The 16,521-nt window shown below is 63.4% G+C and carries 16 protein-coding genes; 9 read left to right on the forward strand and 7 right to left on the reverse strand.

Translation table 11 applies throughout. The features are described from left to right. The first annotated feature begins 17 nt into the window (after nt 1–17). The 3 genes from thiB to CBB63_RS03725 all read left to right on the forward strand — a co-directional run bounded on the left by thiB (nt 18) and on the right by CBB63_RS03725 (nt 3,206). A complete protein-coding gene (gene thiB, locus CBB63_RS03715) occupies nt 18–995 on the forward strand; it encodes a thiamine ABC transporter substrate binding subunit (RefSeq protein WP_286698198.1) in 978 nt (325 codons plus the stop codon). Then, nucleotides 971–2,527, forward strand: coding sequence for a thiamine/thiamine pyrophosphate ABC transporter permease ThiP (locus tag CBB63_RS03720; RefSeq protein WP_286698199.1), 1,557 nt, complete (start codon nt 971–973; stop codon nt 2,525–2,527). Before thiB ends, CBB63_RS03720 begins: the two co-directional genes overlap by 25 nt. Beyond that, entirely contained in the window at nt 2,514–3,206 is a 693-nt protein-coding gene (locus CBB63_RS03725; protein ID WP_286698200.1) for a thiamine ABC transporter ATP-binding protein, read from the forward strand. The genes CBB63_RS03720 and CBB63_RS03725 overlap by 14 nt, the downstream gene beginning before the upstream one ends. Here CBB63_RS03725 and CBB63_RS03730 read toward each other — a convergent pair whose 3' ends face one another. The 3 genes from CBB63_RS03730 to CBB63_RS03740 all read right to left on the reverse strand — a co-directional run bounded on the left by CBB63_RS03730 (nt 3,207) and on the right by CBB63_RS03740 (nt 5,938). After that, nucleotides 3,207–3,791: an exopolysaccharide biosynthesis protein gene (locus CBB63_RS03730; RefSeq protein ID WP_286698201.1), complete on the reverse strand. Its 585-nt coding sequence runs from the start codon at nt 3,789–3,791 to the stop codon at nt 3,207–3,209. A gap of 14 nt (nt 3,792–3,805) precedes the next feature. Next, nucleotides 3,806–4,660: an SDR family oxidoreductase gene (locus CBB63_RS03735; protein ID WP_286698202.1), complete on the reverse strand. Its 855-nt coding sequence runs from the start codon at nt 4,658–4,660 to the stop codon at nt 3,806–3,808. A 12-nt stretch (nt 4,661–4,672) separates the two neighbouring features. Beyond that, the gene (locus CBB63_RS03740) at nt 4,673–5,938 is read right to left on the reverse strand and encodes a glycosyltransferase family 4 protein (protein ID WP_286698203.1); all 1,266 of its coding nucleotides are present in this window, start codon (nt 5,936–5,938) and stop codon (nt 4,673–4,675) included. Nucleotides 5,939–6,059: 121 nt separating this feature from the next. On the opposite strand from CBB63_RS03740, the gene ade reads away from it, so the two are divergent. The 6 genes from ade (at nt 6,060) to msrA (ending at nt 11,832) form a co-directional block, all read left to right on the forward strand. Beyond that, nucleotides 6,060–7,862, forward strand: coding sequence for an adenine deaminase (gene ade, locus CBB63_RS03745; RefSeq protein ID WP_286698204.1), 1,803 nt, complete (start codon nt 6,060–6,062; stop codon nt 7,860–7,862). Then, a complete protein-coding gene (locus CBB63_RS03750) occupies nt 7,859–9,322 on the forward strand; it encodes an AMP nucleosidase (RefSeq protein ID WP_286698205.1) in 1,464 nt (487 codons plus the stop codon). Before ade ends, CBB63_RS03750 begins: the two co-directional genes overlap by 4 nt. A 129-nt stretch (nt 9,323–9,451) precedes the next feature. Beyond that, a complete protein-coding gene (locus CBB63_RS03755; RefSeq protein ID WP_235183739.1) occupies nt 9,452–9,742 on the forward strand; it encodes an HU family DNA-binding protein in 291 nt (96 codons plus the stop codon). Between the two features lie 144 nt (nt 9,743–9,886). Next, nucleotides 9,887–10,756 carry a DMT family transporter gene (locus tag CBB63_RS03760; RefSeq protein WP_286698206.1) on the forward strand — a complete coding sequence of 290 codons (870 nt, stop codon included), beginning with the start codon at nt 9,887–9,889 and terminating at the stop codon, nt 10,754–10,756. A gap of 120 nt (nt 10,757–10,876) precedes the next feature. Further along, nucleotides 10,877–11,326 (forward strand): peptide-methionine (R)-S-oxide reductase MsrB, encoded by a 450-nt coding sequence (gene msrB, locus CBB63_RS03765; RefSeq protein WP_286698207.1) that lies wholly within the window; start codon nt 10,877–10,879, stop codon nt 11,324–11,326. Beyond that, nucleotides 11,323–11,832 (forward strand): peptide-methionine (S)-S-oxide reductase MsrA, encoded by a 510-nt coding sequence (gene msrA / locus CBB63_RS03770; RefSeq protein ID WP_286698208.1) that lies wholly within the window; start codon nt 11,323–11,325, stop codon nt 11,830–11,832. Before msrB ends, msrA begins: the two co-directional genes overlap by 4 nt. A gap of 52 nt (nt 11,833–11,884) precedes the next feature. Here the strand turns inward: msrA and CBB63_RS03775 are convergent, their stop codons facing one another. From CBB63_RS03775 to mtgA, 4 genes are all read right to left on the reverse strand, one after another. Then, on the reverse strand, nt 11,885–13,891 hold the full coding sequence (locus CBB63_RS03775) for a hydantoinase/oxoprolinase N-terminal domain-containing protein (protein WP_286698209.1): 2,007 nt from the start codon (nt 13,889–13,891) through the stop codon (nt 11,885–11,887). 61 nt (nt 13,892–13,952) lie between these two features. Further along, complete coding sequence (gene queG, locus CBB63_RS03780; RefSeq protein ID WP_286698210.1) at nt 13,953–15,011, reverse strand: tRNA epoxyqueuosine(34) reductase QueG; 1,059 nt, start codon at nt 15,009–15,011, stop codon at nt 13,953–13,955. Nucleotides 15,012–15,026: 15 nt separating this feature from the next. After that, a complete protein-coding gene (fzlA, locus tag CBB63_RS03785) occupies nt 15,027–15,692 on the reverse strand; it encodes an FtsZ-binding protein FzlA (RefSeq protein ID WP_286698211.1) in 666 nt (221 codons plus the stop codon). Nucleotides 15,693–15,752: 60 nt separating this feature from the next. Further along, a complete protein-coding gene (mtgA, locus tag CBB63_RS03790) occupies nt 15,753–16,499 on the reverse strand; it encodes a monofunctional biosynthetic peptidoglycan transglycosylase (RefSeq protein WP_286698212.1) in 747 nt (248 codons plus the stop codon). Between the last annotated feature and the right edge of the window lie 22 nt (nt 16,500–16,521).

The raw sequence follows: 16,521 nt of genomic DNA on the forward strand, positions 1-16,521 counted from the left end.
GCATTTTGGAGGATGCCATGAAGTATCTTACACTTGCTGCCACCACGCTTTTCGCCACGCAGGCATGGGCCGAGACGCCCGAACTGGTGGTCTATACCTACGACAGCTTTGTCGCCGAATGGGGCCCCGGCCCGGTGATCGAAGCGGCCTTCGAGGCCGAATGCGCCTGCGATCTGAAATTCGTCGGTATGGGCGATGGCGCGGCGCTGCTGGCGCGGCTCAAGCTCGAGGGCGCGCGGTCTGACGCCGATCTGGTGCTGGGGCTTGATACCAGCCTGATCGCGGCGGCCAAGGAGACAGGGTTGTTCGCGCCCGCCACAGTGAACGCGGATTATGACCTGCCGGTCACATGGGAAGACGACAGCTTTGCCCCCTATGACTGGGGCTATTTCGCCTTTGTCCATAACGCCGATCTGACCCCGCCCGCGAATTTTCGCGCTCTGGCCGACAGTGACCTCAAGATCGTGATCCAGGACCCGCGGTCCTCTACCCCCGGNCTGGGCCTGCTGATGTGGGTCAAGGACGCTTATGGCGACGAGGCCCCTGCGATCTGGGAAGGTCTGGCGGATAACGTCGTGACCGTGACCAAGGGCTGGTCCGAAGCCTACGGCCTGTTTCTTGAGGGCGAGGCCGACATGGTGCTGAGCTATACCACATCCCCCGCTTACCACCTGATCGCCGAAGAGGACGCGACCAAAGCCGCCGCCGCCTTTGACGAAGGCCANTACATGCAGATCGAAGTGGTCGGCAAACTGGCGGGCAGCGACCAGCCCGAGCTGGCNGATCAGTTCATGCAGTTCATGGTATCGGACGCGGCGCAATCGGTGCTGCCCACGACCAACTGGATGTACCCTGCCGTCACGCCCCAAGGCGGGCTGCCCGAAGGCTTTGAACANTTGATCGAACCGGGCAAGGCGTTGCTGATCCCGAACGATGACGTGCCCGCCCTGCGCGAGGAAGCATTGGCCGAATGGCTCTCCGCGCTGTCGCAATAAGCACGAAATCCGGCATCAGCGCCGCCATTCTGGTTGCNGCGCTGATCCTTGCNGCGGTGGGGGCGGTGCTGTGGCGGGCCGAGTTCGGCAGCGGGCTTGGCCCGGCCGATTGGTCCGCGATCCGGTTTACCGTNCTACAGGCCGCGCTTTCCGCCCTGCTGTCTACCGTGCTGGCGATCCCTGTCGCCCGCGCCTTAGCGCGACGGCGCTTTGTCGGGCGCGGGCTGCTGGTCACGCTGCTGGGGGCACCGTTCATCCTGCCGGTGATTGTCGCCGTGCTGGGGGTGCTTGCGGTCTTTGGCCGCGCNGGCTGGCTCAATNCGGCGCTGNCGGCGGTCGGNTTGCCCGGCATCACGATCTACGGGCTGCACGGNGTGGTGCTGGCGCATGTCTTCTTTAACCTCCCGCTGGCCACNCGGCTGTTGTTGCAGGCGTGGCAGACCGTGCCCGCGGAACGGTTCCGGCTGGCCGCNCAGCTTGNCCTGACCCCGCGCGCGGNATTCCGCAGCATCGAGCTTCCCCTCCTGCGGCAAATCCTGCCCGGCACCGCGGCGTTGATCTTTGTGATCTGCCTGACCAGCTTTGCCGTGGCGCTGACCCTCGGCGGCGGTCCCCGCGCCACGACGATCGAGCTTGCGATCTATCAGGCGTTCCGTTTCGACTTTGACCTGAACCGTGCAGCGCTGCTGTCGCTGGTGCAGCTTGGGCTTGCCGGCAGCACCGCCGCGCTGGCGCTGTGGATCATCCCCGCGATCAGTCTGGGCGGCGGGCAGGACCGCCCCCTGCACCGCTGGGACGCACGTGGTGGGCTGCAACGGTGGCTCGACGCGCTGTTCATCACGTTGGCAGCGGGGTTTCTGCTGCTGCCCCTGCCCTCGGTCGTGCTGCGCGGGGTGATCGGCCTGCCGCAAATGCCCGCCAGCGTGTGGCAGGCGGCGGGCACCTCACTCATCGTGGCGCTGATCAGCGTGGTGGTATTGCTGGCCTTGGCCCTGCCCCTTGCCGGATGGATTGCGACCCGCGCCCGCGGCGGGGTAGAGGCCGTGGGTCTCTTGGGGCTTGCGGCCTCTCCGCTGATGATCGGCACCGGCTGGTTCATTCTGATCAACCCTGTCGCCAGCCCCTTTGCGCTGGCCCTGCCCGTCACGGCGCTGGTCAATGCGCTGATGGCCCTGCCCTTTGCCCTGCGTATTCTGGTGCCGCGGCTGCGCGACACGGTGCAGATCTATGGCCGGCAGGCGCAGATGCTGGGGCTGACCGGATGGCCGCTTTGGCGCTGGCTGATCCTGCCACGCTTGCGCCCGCAGATCGGCTTTGCCGCGGGGCTGACCGGTGCCCTGTCGATGGGGGATCTGGGGGTCATCGCCTTGTTTGCCGACCCCGACAGTGCCACCCTGCCACTGCAGATGTACCGGTTGATGGGGGCCTACCGGATGGAGGCCGCGGCCGGTGCGGCCCTGATCCTGCTGGCGCTGTCGCTTGGGATTTTCTGGATATTCGACAAGGGAGGGCGCTGGCATGCTGACGCTTGAGACCGCGCAGATCACCCAAGGCAGCTTTACCCTGCACGCCGACCTGACTCTTGCGCCCGCGCAGACCTATGCGGTGATCGGCCCTTCGGGTGCGGGGAAGTCCACCCTGCTGGGGGCGCTTTGCGGGTTCATTCCGCTCAGGTCCGGCAGGCTGCTGTGGCAGGGCAAAGACATCACCCAAGCCGCCCCCGGTGCGCGGTCGATGACGATGCTTTTTCAGGACAACAACCTCTTTCCCCATCTCAGCGTGATGCAGAATGTGGGGCTGGGGCTGCGCCCCGACCTGCGGCTCGGCCCTGCGGAACAAACCCGTGTACACGAGGCGCTCGATCGCGTCGGGCTGCAGGGGATGGCCGGGCGCAAACCCTCCGAGCTTTCCGGCGGGCAGCAAAGCCGTGTGGCCCTCGCACGGGTGCTGGTGCAAGCCCGCCCGCTTGTCCTGCTCGACGAACCCTTTGCCGCACTTGGCCCCGCTCTGCGCAACGACATGCTGGATCTGGTGGCCGCCCTCGCCGCAGAGACCAAAGCCGCGTTGATCATGGTCACCCATGCCCCCGAGGACGTGCGCCGCATCGCGGATCAGGTGATCTTTGTCGAAGGCGGCACCGCGCATCCGCCGCAGCCTGCCGCAGCGCTGATGGACAACCCGCCCGACGCGCTGCGCGCCTATCTGGGGTAATCAGAAAATGATGGCGTAAAAGGTCAGCGATGTCAGCAGGATCGTCAGATATCCCAGCAGCACATAAAGCCCGTCGCGGGTGAACAGACCAAAGGCAAACAGCGCCACCGTTCCGCCCCCGAAGGACGACGCGAAGGGCACGAATTCAAGCAAGGGCCAGCCCACAGGCAGGATCACGCAGGTCACCAACGTCAGCAGACGCATCGGGCCTGTCGTTAGAAACTGGAGCCTTTTGCCCGAGTGGCGATCAAAGAACGCCGCGGGCTTACGCAGCCACCTTACGCAGAACAGCAACCGGGATGACTTGACCTCGCGGCGCAGCAGGAACTGCGGCAACCACAGACGTTTGCGCCCATAGACCGCCTGCGCCGACAGCACGATGATCACCATCGCCATGAAACTGGACACACCAAAGACACCGGACAGCGGCGACACCAACAGCAGCGCGGCCAGCAGAATGAACGGGAGCAGGGACCGCTCTCCGAATTCGTTCAGCACATCGTTGATCGTGACCGTCTCGCGGCTGGCCGCTTGCTCCATCCCGTCCAGCAGATGGGTGAGGCTACGCTCCTCGATATTGTGCATATACCCCCCAAAGGTCAGCTGTCTTGTGCAAGCAATGCCGCCAGCCCGGCCCGATAGGTGGGGAACTGCGGTGCCCAGCCTAACGCCTGCTTGATACGGTCGTTCCGAACCTTCTTGCTTTCCGCGTAAAAGCTGCGGGCCATGGGGGTCATATCGGCCTGATCAAAGGAGATCGCGGGGGGCACGGGCAGGCCAAGCAGCTCTGCCGCGTGGGCGATCACGTCTTGCGGTGGCGCGGGGTCATCGTCGCACAGATTATAGACCGCGCCCGGGTCGGGCCGCTGCAAGGACAGCTCAAGCGCTTGGGCAATATCCTCGACATGGATACGAGAGAAGACCTGCCCCGGCTTGATGATCCGCCGCGCCGTTCCGGCCCGCACCTTGGCAAAGGGGCCGCGTCCGGGGCCATAGATCCCTGCGAGGCGAAAGATATGCAGCGGCAGATCGGGGATCGCCTGCCACCGTGCCTCTGCCGTGACACGGGCGCGTCCGCGTTTGGTCGATGGCGTCAGCGGCGTGTCCTCGTCCACCCAATCGCCGTCGTGGTCGCCGTAAACCCCTGTTGTCGACAGGTAGCCGACCCACCGCAGATCGGGCGCGGCGCGNNTGACNGCATCCTCGACCGCATTCAANACCGGATCGCCTGCGCTGTCCGGNCCNGCCGAGACGAGCACATTGGGAAACTGCGCGATCAACGCCCCCAGATCGGCCCCCGGCCAGACGACGGGTTCAACGCCTGTGTCCGCGATGGCATCTGCCTTGTCGGGACTGCGCGTGGTGCCGACGATGCGCCAGCCCTGCGGCACCAGCCGTGCGGCAAGGGCGCGCGCGCTAAAGCCATGCCCGATCGACAGCAGCGTTTTCTCCATGAGGCGTCCTTTCTATGTGGTGGGGGTCCGGGGCAAGGCGATCCGCTGCCCCTCGGGGACCAATGCATTCATCTGCGCGATATGTTCCGGCAGGCATTTGGTCAGGAAGTCATAGGTTTTGACCACATGNGCCCGCGCCGCCGGNCCCAGATGCGCATAGGCCGCCGGATTGCCCANNACNTCCGCCACCTGATCGCCCAGCGCATCGGGATCGAAGAAATCGCACAGCAGACCGGTTTCGCCATGGGTAATCGCCTCGCGCACGGGGGCCNCGTCAGAGCCGACAATCGTCGCGCCCATCGCCATCGCCTCGAGCAGGGACCACGACAGCACAAATGGCATCGTCAGATAAAGGTGGCAGCGGCTGATCTGTATCACCTTCTGGTAATCCTCGTAGGACAGCTTGCCCAGAAAATGCACCCGCGACCAATCGACGTGCTTGCCCACCTCTGCCTCCATCTCGGCGCGGAGGCCCCCGGGGTGTTTGCTTTTGCCGCCATAAGAGGTGTCGTTGCCCCCTACCACCAACACCCGCGCATNGGGGCGTTGCTTCAGNATGCGTGGCAATGCGCGCATAAACACATGAAAGCCCCGCGTGCGTTCAAGGTTGCGNGACACAAAGGTCAGCACCTCGTCATCCTTGGTCAGGGCGCGATCCATCCGCCCCAGTTTGAGCGTCACCGCCGGATCGGGGCGCAGCTGGTCTGTGCGTATCCCGTCGTGACANACATANAGCTTGCGNTGAAAGCTTTGCGGAAAACGGTCGCGCTGCCAGTAGGTCGGNCTGAGCCCGACATCGACGGTTTCGATATTGGCCAGCGGCACGGCATTGCGCGCGTGCAACAGAAAGGGGGTATTCTCGGTCACGGGGTCTTCGGGGTCGAACCCCACAGGGCCGCCGGTATCGCTGTAGTAATACTCGAAGAAGCCGATGATCGGGACATCGGGCCAGATCTGCTTGAAAAACGTCAGCTCCCCCCAGCCCACATGCCCCACCACGATATNGGGNTTGAACCCTTCGCGGGTCTCGATCTGTTTGGCCGCGCGGGCGGCCCCCAAGCCGTTGCCGGTAGATTCCTCCCAGTTCTTCGACAGCCCATAGGCAGTCTCTGCCGGTCTGTGATGCGCCTTGTAGACCCGTGTCTCGACGCCATCAAAACGGGGCGGATTTTTGCGTTGGGTCAGGAAATAGATCTGGTGTGTGCGTTGATCGGCCAGCCATTGCACCAGCTCGCGGTATTGGCCGGGCATATTCTGGTGCACAAACATGATCTTCATGGGGTCGCCTTATGTCCTNTCGGTTGCAGACAGTTAGCCCAGTCGGCACGGACAGTGCAAACGCCACGGCGCTGGACGGCTCTGGCTTGAACCTCGGGCGATCTTCGTGTCAACGTCAGGTATGAAAGAACACACATTCCCCTCGTGGCCCGATGTGGCCGATCAACTGGTCGCTGTTGCGGCAGGACGCAGNGCTGCGGATACGATTATCACCGGCGGTATCTGGGTCAACGTNCACACGCGCGAAACCCTGCCGGACCATGATATCGCGATCAAGGCGGGGCGCATTGCCTTTGTCGGGCCGGACGCCAGCCATTGCAAAGGCNACACGACCAAGGTGATCGAGGCNAAGGGCCGCTATATGATNCCCGGCCTGTGTGACGGGCATATGCACATCGAAAGCGGNATGCTGACGCCGGCGGAATTTGCCCGCGCNGTGATCCCCCATGGCACCACGTCGATGTTCACCGACCCGCATGAGATCGCCAATGTGCTGGGGCTGGAAGGCGTGCGCATGATGCATGACGAAGCCCTGATGCAGCCGGTGAACATCTTCACCCAGATGCCGTCCTGTGCGCCATCCGCCCCCGGTCTGGAAACCACCGGCTTTGAAATCACGGCAGAGGATGTCGCCGAGGCCATGCACTGGCCCGGTATCATCGGTCTGGGCGAGATGATGAACTTCCCCGGTGTGACCGCGGGCGACCCCAAGATGCTGGCCGAGATTGCCGCAACGCAACGCGCGGGCAAGACCGTGGGCGGGCANTATGCCTCCCCCGATCTGGGGCCCGCNTTNGCGGCCTATGTGGCGGGCGGCCCTGCGGATGATCACGAGGGCACCTGCGAGGCGGATGCCATTGCGCGGATGCGTCAGGGGATGCGGTCGATGATCCGGCTGGGGTCCGCGTGGTATGACGTTGAAACNCAGATCACCGCGATCACCGAAAAAGGNNTGGATTCGCGCAANATGATCCTGTGCACCGATGACTGCCATTCCGGCACCTTGGTGAATGACGGTCATATGAACCGCGTGGTGCGCCATGCCATCGACTGCGGCTGCGACCCTTTGGTCGCGCTGCAAATGGCGACGATCAACACCGCGACCCACTTTGGGCTGGAACGCGAGATCGGGTCGCTGACGCCCGGGCGGCGGGCCGATGTGATCCTGACCTCTGACCTTAAGACGCTCCCCATCGAGACGGTGATCGCGCGGGGGCAGATCGTGGCNGAGGATGGCGCGTGTCTGGTAGACTGCCCGCATTACGATTGGCCGCCCCATGCGCGGCAGACCGTCAACATGGGCAAAGCCCTTGGCGCGGATGATTTCCAGATCACCGCACCTGCGGGGGCCAATGCCGTCACCGCGAATGTCATCGGCGTGGTCGAGAATCAGGCCCCCACCCGCGCGCTGAAATTCGAGCTGCCGGTGACCGAAGGGCGCGTGCAGTCCACGGGCGAAGTGTGCCAGATCGCNCTGGTCGAACGGCACCGCGGNACCGGCACTGTCGTCAACGCGCTGGTGTCTGGCTTTGGCTATCAGGGGCCGATGGCGATGGCGTCCACCGTGGCGCATGACAGTCACCACATGATCGTGGTGGGCACCGATACCGAGCATATGGCGATGGCCGCGAACCGNNTGCGCGAGGTTGGCGGCGGGATCACCATCTTCAAGGACGGGGCAGAGCTGGCCATGGTCGAGCTGCCGATCGCTGGCCTGATGTCCGACAACCCCGCCTCCGACGTCGCCGCCAAGACCGAAGCCATGATGCAGGCGATGCGCGACTGTGGCTGCACGCTGAACAACGCCTATATGCAGCATTCACTNNTNGCGCTTGTTGTCATTCCCGAATTGCGCATCTCTGACCTCGGCTTGGTTGATGTGCGCAGTTTTGAATTTATTCCTTTGTTAGAGCCTGTTTCATGACCAGAATCCTGACCCCAGACGCCCGCCCCGCCGAACAGTTCACCGATGCTGCTGCCGCCGTTGCNCGGCTGATAGAGNTATACAGCCAAGCGACAGGCTTCCTGAGCGCGCATTTCCAGAAGGCGATGGACAGCGCCGCCCCGGAAACGCGGATCAGAGCCTTCTACCCCGAGATCCGGTTTACCACCTCCAGCTATGCGCAGGTGGATTCACGGCTGTCGTTCGGCCATGTGTCGTCCCCCGGCACCTTCTCGGCCACGATCACGCGGCCGGAATTGTTCAAACATTACCTGACACAACAAATCCGTCTGCTGATCGAAAACCACGGCCAGCCCGTGACCATCGCGGTATCCGACACGCCGATCCCCGTGCATTTCGCGGTCAGCAATGACGACAGCGTGACGATCCCGCAGGAAGGTGCCGCGGATTTCACCCTGCGCGATGTGTTTGACGTGCCGGACCTGAGCACAACCAATGACGACATCGTNAACGGCACCTATCTGCCGCTGGACAACGTGCGCCCGCTGGCCCCCTTCACCGCGCAGCGCGTCGATTATTCGCTGGCACGGCTGACGCATTACACCGCAACCGATCCCGAACATTTCCAAAGCCACGTGCTGTTCACCAACTACCAGTTCTACGTCACCGAGTTCGAGGAATACGCCCGCGCTATGTTGCGTGACCCCGATAGCGGCTACACGTCCTTCGTCTCTACCGGCAATGTCGAGATTTCGGACGGCGACGCGCCGCTGCCTGCGTCGGTCAAGACTCCGCAGATGCCGACCTACCACCTCAAGCGCGCGAACGGGTCCGGGATCACGCTGGTCAACATCGGCGTCGGTCCGTCCAACGCGAAAACCGCGACCGACCACATCGCCGTGCTGCGGCCCCATGCGTGGCTGATGGTCGGCCACTGTGCCGGTTTGCGCAACACACAGGCGCTTGGNGATTTCGTGCTGGCGCATGGCTATCTGCGCGAGGANCACGTGCTGGACGACGACCTGCCGGTCTGGGTTCCGATCCCCGCGCTGGCCGAGATCCAGATCGCGCTGGAGGACGCCGTTGAACAGGTCACCCAGCTTGAAGGCTACGAGTTGAAGCGGATCATGCGCACGGGCACTGTTGCCACCATCGACAACCGCAACTGGGAATTGCGCGATCAATCCGGTCCGGTGCANCGGCTCAGCCAGTCGCGCGCCGTGGCGCTGGATATGGAAAGCGCAACGATTGCGGCCAACGGCTACCGCTTCCGGGTGCCTTACGGCACGCTTCTATGCGTGTCGGACAAACCCCTGCATGGTGAATTGAAGCTGCCCGGTATGGCGTCCGATTTCTACAAAACGCAGGTCGCACGACACTTGATGATCGGTATTCGCGCGATGGAACAGCTGCGCGATATGCCGCTAGAGCGGTTGCATAGCCGAAAATTGCGCTCGTTTGACGAAACTGCCTTTCTCTAAAGGCCGAAATCGGCTGAAAATGGCATGTTTTCGCGGTTTCTTGCGACCTATTCGTTGTGTTCAGCCACAACATACCGTTACATTCTGCGCGTGAGGCCCTAATCCGGGCGGACGAAGGAGAAAAACAAGATGGCAACTAAACCAATGACAAAAACCCAGCTCGTCGCGGCTTTGGCTGAGGAAATGGGCGAAGACAAGAAAACAGCAAGCGCGGCACTGGACGCGGTTTGCGCGTTGATCACCAAAGAAGTCTCCGGCGGTGGCGCTGTGACACTCCCCGGCATTGGCAAAATCTACTGCCGCGAACGCCCCGAGCGTATGGTGCGCAACCCTGCCACCGGCGAACAGTTCAAGAAAGACGCGGACAAGGTTGTTAAGATGACCATCGCGAAAGCGCTGAAAGACAGCGTTAACGAATAAGACTGATCACAGTCTGTTCTGACAAAGGGTCGCCCACGGGCGGCCCTTTGCGTTTGGCGCAGGTCTNCGTTGCGCTGAATGCGCTTGCCCCTGTCGGGCAACTGCGGAAGTCTCCGCCCACTGGAAAACCTGAAAGGCCCCCTCATGGATATACGTGCAATTCTCATGGGGCTGGCCTTCGCCGTCATGTGGTCCTCTGCCTTTACATCGGCACGGATTATCGTCGCGGATGCGTCCCCCTTGATGGCTTTGTCGGCGCGGTATCTGATCTCTGGCCTGATCGGCGTGGGGGTCGCGCTGGCGCTTGGNCAGACGTGGCGGCTGACGCNNGCGCAATGGCGNGCNACGATCATTTTCGGCGTGCTGCAAAACGCGGTCTATCTGGGGATGAACTTTGTCGCGATGCAGACCGTACAGGCGTCACTGGCGGCGATCATCGCCTCGACCATGCCGTTGCTGGTCGGTCTGGCGACATGGCTGTTTCTGGGGGAAAAGCTCAAGCCGTTGGGCATTGNAGGGCTGATCGCNGGTGTGATCGGGGTGGCCATCATTATGGGNGCAAGGATCAGCGGCGGCGTCGATCTGACNGGGCTGCTGCTNTGCGGCGTCGGTGTGGTCGCGCTNTCNGCGGCGACCCTGCTGGTGCGCGGTGCGACCTCTGGCGGGAACTTCCTGATGGTGGTGGGCTTGCAGATGCTTGTNGGCTGCGTGGCGCTGTCGATTGCGACCTTGCTGTTCGAGACGCCGCACATCAGCCCAAGCTGGCCGCTGGCGCTGGCGTTCCTTTATACCTGTCTNGTGCCGGGGCTGCTGGCGACGGTGGTNTGGTTCTGGCTGGTCAACCGTATCGGAGCCACCCGCGCCGCGACCTTCCATTTCCTCAACCCGTTTTTCGGGGTGGCGATTGCCTGGCTGTTGCTGGGNGAACCGCTGGGGGTTCAGGATATCATCGGNGTCGCCGTGATTGCCNTGGGTATTCTTGCGGTTCAGGTCTCGCGGCAGCGCAGGNCCTGACCNGCAAGCCAAGGGGTTGGNCGANAGGCGGGCGGTCACAGATNGGTGCGTCGNTGCATTACCCCTTTGAAAAACCCGCGCAGGCCCCATTTAATGTATCAAACCGCAAAGGAGCCTCGCATGCCGACCTATGAAAAGACCGACGCCGCCATTAACGCTCTGTCCCCCGAAGAATTCCGTGTCACCCAGCAGAACGGCACCGAACGGCCGGGCACGGGCAAGCTGCTCGATAACAAAGAGCCAGGCATCTACGTAGACATCGTNTCTGGCGAGCCGCTGTTCGCGTCCTCGGACAAATANGANTCCGGCTGCGGCTGGCCGAGCTTTACCAAACCCATCGAACCGGCCCATGTCGCCGAACTGCGTGACGCGTCGCTGGGGATGATCCGCACCGAGGTGCGCAGCGCCCATGGGGACAGCCATCTGGGCCACGTNTTCCCCGANGGTCCNGCGGATCGTGGCGGGCTGCGCTATTGCATCAATTCCGCCTCNTTGCGCTTNATTCATCGTGACGACATGCAAGACGCAGGCTATGGCGATTATATCAACCAAGTGGAGGATGTAGCATGAGCGAACAACGCGCAGTACTGGCCGGAGGATGCTTTTGGGGCATGCAGGACCTGATCCGCAAACGCGAGGGGGTTCTATCGACCCGCGTGGGCTATTCGGGCGGCGATGTGCCCAATGCCACCTACCGCGACCACGGCACCCATGCCGAGGCGATCGAGGTGATGTTTGACGACGACGTCATCAGCTATCGTGACCTGCTGGAGCTGTTTTTCCAGATCCACGACCCGACAACGCTGAACCGTCAGGGCAATGANCGCGGGCTGAGCTATCGTTCGGCGATCTACTATGTCGACGANGACCAGAAAGCCACGGCGCTGGACACGATTGCCGATGTNGANGCATCGGGCATCTGGCCNGGCAAAGTCGTGACAGAGGTAGAACCCGTCAGCGATTTCTGGGAAGCAGAGCCCGAGCATCAGGATTATCTGGAGCGTATTCCAAACGGCTATACCTGCCACTTCCCGCGCCCCGATTGGGTCCTGCCCAAACGCGCGGCAGCNGAATAAACGCAAAACGGCGCAGCCCCTTCGGGTTTGNGCCGTTTTCTTTTGGGCGGCGTCAGGCCGATGCGACCCTTGGCCTGCCTGTCGCTTCGACCGTCAGCAGCGCTTCGATAAAGACCTTGCGNCTTTCGACCTCNGCGTGGCGGATGTCGCGNTGCACGTCGATCTGCACATCGACCACCCCCGCCGCCCGCGCCGCCGCCTCTGCCTTGTCGCGCAGGGTTNCCTCAAGCGCGCCCAGCGCNTNNGNCTGATCCGTGAAATCCTGCGGNCCGNCGGCCAGATACACCCTGAACCGCCCCTCTGCNGGCGAGGTCACCGTGCCGCTTTCNCGCATNGTCACNCGCCCNACNACCGCACCNATGGCATTGGCCACTGCGGCGTGTTCGGGCAGGATCATCTGCGTNCCNAGCCGTTCCCCCACCGCCGGATAATAGGCCGCGGCAGAGGCCCCCAGCCCGATCACCGGCANGTTCAACGCCGCCTCGATCCGCACAAGCCCCGCGTGCCCGCGCAACCCGCGCTGCAANAGCTCGTGGCGGGCCAGCGTTTCGGGTTCTGTATCAAAGGCNGGCTCTTCTTCCGCCAGCGCCGCTTCCAGCATGGCCAGCGCGGTCTGTTCGGTCAGTTGATCCACNATGATCTGNGCCATAGCGNCGGGATCAGGGGCCAGCATCTGCCCCGCGCCNGTGCGTCGCCGTCCAAACAACCGCAGCGCCTTGCCTGCGGCCTCTGCGTCCCACGNCGCNACCCGTCCCAGCACATGGCTTGCGTCCGATGGCGTAACGCCGGCCAGCTGNANCAAGCCACGCTCTACCAGACGTTTCAGCGCGCCTGTCTCTATNCGTGCGCGCAGGANGTCGGCCATCGGGTGCAGCCCGTCACCAATACGGTCCAGCAGCATTTGTTCACGCGCCGAGATCCCCTCGCGCGGTTGACCTGCCACGGCACGCACAAAGCGNNCGTCATATTCGCCGGGGGTGGTGCTGCGCAGCTGCGCATCAAGCGCGGCATGNACCACCTCGGNTGCCTCCGTCGCGATGAGGGCAATGGGCAAGACCCGCTTGGGCCCCAGCGTCACACCCCCCTGCAAGCCTTCGGTCAGGAAATGCACCTCGCTGTCGCCCCCCAGACCAGTGGTGCGCATGGCAACGGCCTCTACCATCGTGCGGTAGCTGCCGACGCGGGCCCCTGCGGGATCGATCGCGGGCCGGCCATCGCGTAACAGGGCCACATCGGTGGTGGTGCCGCCAATATCGCTGACCAACGCACGCGCCGCACCGGTCATCCACCGCGCCCCCACGATCGATGCCGCAGGTCCGCTGAGGATCGTTTCAATCGGCCGTTCCCGTGCCTGCGCGGCAGAGATCAGCGCCCCGTCCCCCCGCACCACCATCAGCGGGGCNGTGANGCCAATGTCGGTCAANACATCCTCGGCCCGCCCGATCAACCGGTCGATCATCCCGATCAGCCGCGCGTTCAGCACCGCNGTCAGCGCCCGTTTCGGCCCGTTGAGCTTGGCCGANAGCTGATGCGAGGCCGACACGGGCCGCCCCGTCACCTGCGTCACCAANGCGGCGACGCGTTGTTCATGGGCGGGGTTGCGCGTGGCGAACTGNCTGGCGACNGCAAAACCGCTGACCTGTTCACGCTGCTCGGTCAAAAAGGAGATCAGCGCGGCTTCGTCCAGCGGGGCACGCTCTGCGCCNGCGTGGTCATGCCCCCCGCCAAGGATCAGATANGGGTCACCGTTCAGCGCCCCTGCCAGCCCGTGCGTNTCAAGATCCCGTTCCTTGAAGCCGACATAGATCAACGCGACGCGCCCGCCCTGCCCTTCGACCAGCGCATTGGTTGCCAGCGTGGTCGACAGCGACGCCATCGCCACCTGACCCGCTGAAACATCNGCCGCCGCCAGCACGCGGCGCACGGCCTGCCCCACACCAAGGGCCAGATCGGCGCGGGTGGTCAGCGCCTTGGCCGATGCGATCACCGTGGTTTCATCGCGGATCAGCACCGCATCCGTATAGGTGCCGCCCGTATCGACCCCAAGCAAAAGCGCCATTCAACTATCCTTGCACCGTTTTCCTAGGGTTTACCTGTTCCGGCGCAGCGGTCCAGCCCTGTCAGCCNTGGTTTTCGCGCAGACGGGCCACGGCCCATTGCGCCGCGTCGGCGACAGTCGCGTCNGGATCGTCCAACAGNCCCTGNGCCACAGGGGTCAGNCGCGCCTGACCGGANTTNNCNATGGCATAAAGCACATTGCGAATGAACCGGTTGCGCCCGATCCGCTTGATCGGAGACCCGCTGAACCGCAGACGAAANGCCGCATCATCNANCGTCGCCANCTCTGCCAGATCGGGGGCTCCGACACCGCCGTGATAGCGCAAATCGCTCGCCGCGACGGCGAATTTGTTCCACGGGCAGGCGGCAAGGCAATCNTCACAGCCGTAGATGCGGTTGCCCATCTTGCTGCGCAGCTCTAGGTCGACCGGCCCGTTGTGTTCGATNGTCAGATANGAAATGCAGCGCCGCGCATCCAGCTGNTAGGGCGCGGGGAAGGCATTGGTCGGGCANGCCGTGAGGCAGGACCGGCACGACCCGCAGTGATCCACCTCTGCCGTGTCGGGGGTGAAATCCAACGTGGTGAAAATCGCGCCCAGAAAGGCCCAGTTCCCCCAGTCGCGGCTTAGCAGATTGGTGTGCTTGCCCTGCCAGCCCAGCCCCGCCGCCTGCCCGAGCGCCTTTTCCGGCACGGGGGCCGTGNCGACAAAGACTTTCACCTCGCAGGGTTCCTGCGCCACCAGCCAACGCGCCACCCGCTTNAGCCGTTTCTTNACGATGTCGTGGTANTCNCGCCCCTGCGCATAGACNGACACNCCCGCCTTGTCGGGGTGGTTCAGCACCTCGGTCGGGTCGTATTCGGGGGTGTAGCTTTCGGCCANCATGATCACCGACCGCGCCTCGGGCCAAAGGGCGGCAGGGTTGCCGCGCCACGCCATACGGTCGGCCATCCACGCCATCTGCCCATGATAGCCTGCATCGACGAAAGCCTGCAGCCGTTCGGGCACATCAGGCACCGCGTCGGGGCGGCAGATCCGGCANGAGACAAAGCCTTCGTCCAGNGCCTGCGNCACCAACCGGCCCCGCAGGGNGTCCGTATCGGCAGCCGGTGTCACAGACATCGGGCGCGGCGTGGATCAGAAATCAAGGTCATTGTAATGCTTCGGCGGCGGGAAACCCGGCACCTGATCGGCCAGCAACGACCGGAACGCGGGGCGGGACTTGATCTTGGCGTACCAGTCCTTNACCACNTCGGACCGGTTCCAGTCCACATCCGAGATATAATCGAGCGAGGACAGATGCGCCGCCGCCGCGAAATCGGCCAGCGTCATCACGTCGCCTGCCAGCCAGCGCCGGTGGTCCAGCAGCCATGCCATATAGTCGATGTGATACTTGATCGCCTTGGCCCCGTCCTTGACNTTGCGGCTGTCNGGNAANCCCTGCTTCATCACCTTTTTGTTGACCCGTTCNTANAGCAGCTTCGAGGTNACCTCGTCGTGGAACTTGTCGTCGAACCAGCTGACCAGACGACGCACTTCAAGCCGCTGGACCGGATCAGAGGGCATCAGCGACGGTTCGGGGCGGGTCTCTTCGATATATTCGCAGATCGCGGCGCTTTCGGACATGATGATNCCGTCAAGCTGCAACACGGGCACCTTGCCCGCCGGATTGCGACGCATGAAATCTGGGTCTTGCTCCCAATACCGCTCTTCGACGCGTTCAACCTCGATCTTCTTTTCNGCGAGGCTCAGCCGGACTTTGCGGCAGAACGGCGAAAGCGGGACGTGAAACAGGCGAGCCATAAGGGGTTCCGGTACTAACAAACAGGGGTTTCATCCTCATGCCCGTCTTGGTTGGGTTTTTCAACTCTCGAAACAGGCTGCCCGTCCGTCCTTGCTGATTGTCGCCGCACCATCGCGGATCTGGGCACTGCGCTTGCGCACCGCGGCAGAGGGGCGCGCGGCCGAACGGGTTTTCGGCGACGGCAGGATCGCGGCCAGCCGCGCCGCTTGGGTTGCGGTCAGCTTGGCGGGAATCACCCCAAAGTAATGTTGCGCCGCGGCGTCGACACCAAAGATGCCTTCNTCGAACTCGGCCACATTCAGATAGACCTCGATGATGCGCCGCTTGGTCCAGACGGTTTCAACCAGCGGCGTGATCCCGGCCTCAAGCGCTTTGCGCAACCATGTGCGGCCATGCCAGAGATAGACGTTCTTGACCGTCTGCTGCGACAGGGTGGATGCCCCGCGGTTTGANCCTTCGGCGATGGCGCGTTTGATCGCGGCCAGATCAAAGCCCCAGTGNTCGCAGAAATTCGCATCTTCCGCCGCCACGACAGACCGCGCCATGACAGGGGCCANGTCTTCCAGCGCGACCCATTGCTGGTCCACGCCCCCCAGCCTGCGGCCTTCGCTGAACATATAGGGGGTCGTCGGCGGGTTGATCACCGCGAACAGCAACACCAGGGCGATCAACAGGCCAAGCACGGCGAGCACCANCTTGAACGCGCCCCGAACCACACGCCGCTTGAGCGACCGCAGCTGCGCGGCAGGGGACGGGGTCTTGGACTTGGCTTTGCCCTTGGATTTGGAGGATGCGCGTTTTGCCATAGCCATCAGCTATATCGTGGCA

It is taken from the genome of Sulfitobacter sp. TMED3 (assembly GCF_002167505.1).
In the GTDB taxonomy this organism is placed as follows: domain Bacteria; phylum Pseudomonadota; class Alphaproteobacteria; order Rhodobacterales; family Rhodobacteraceae; genus Sulfitobacter; species Sulfitobacter pontiacus.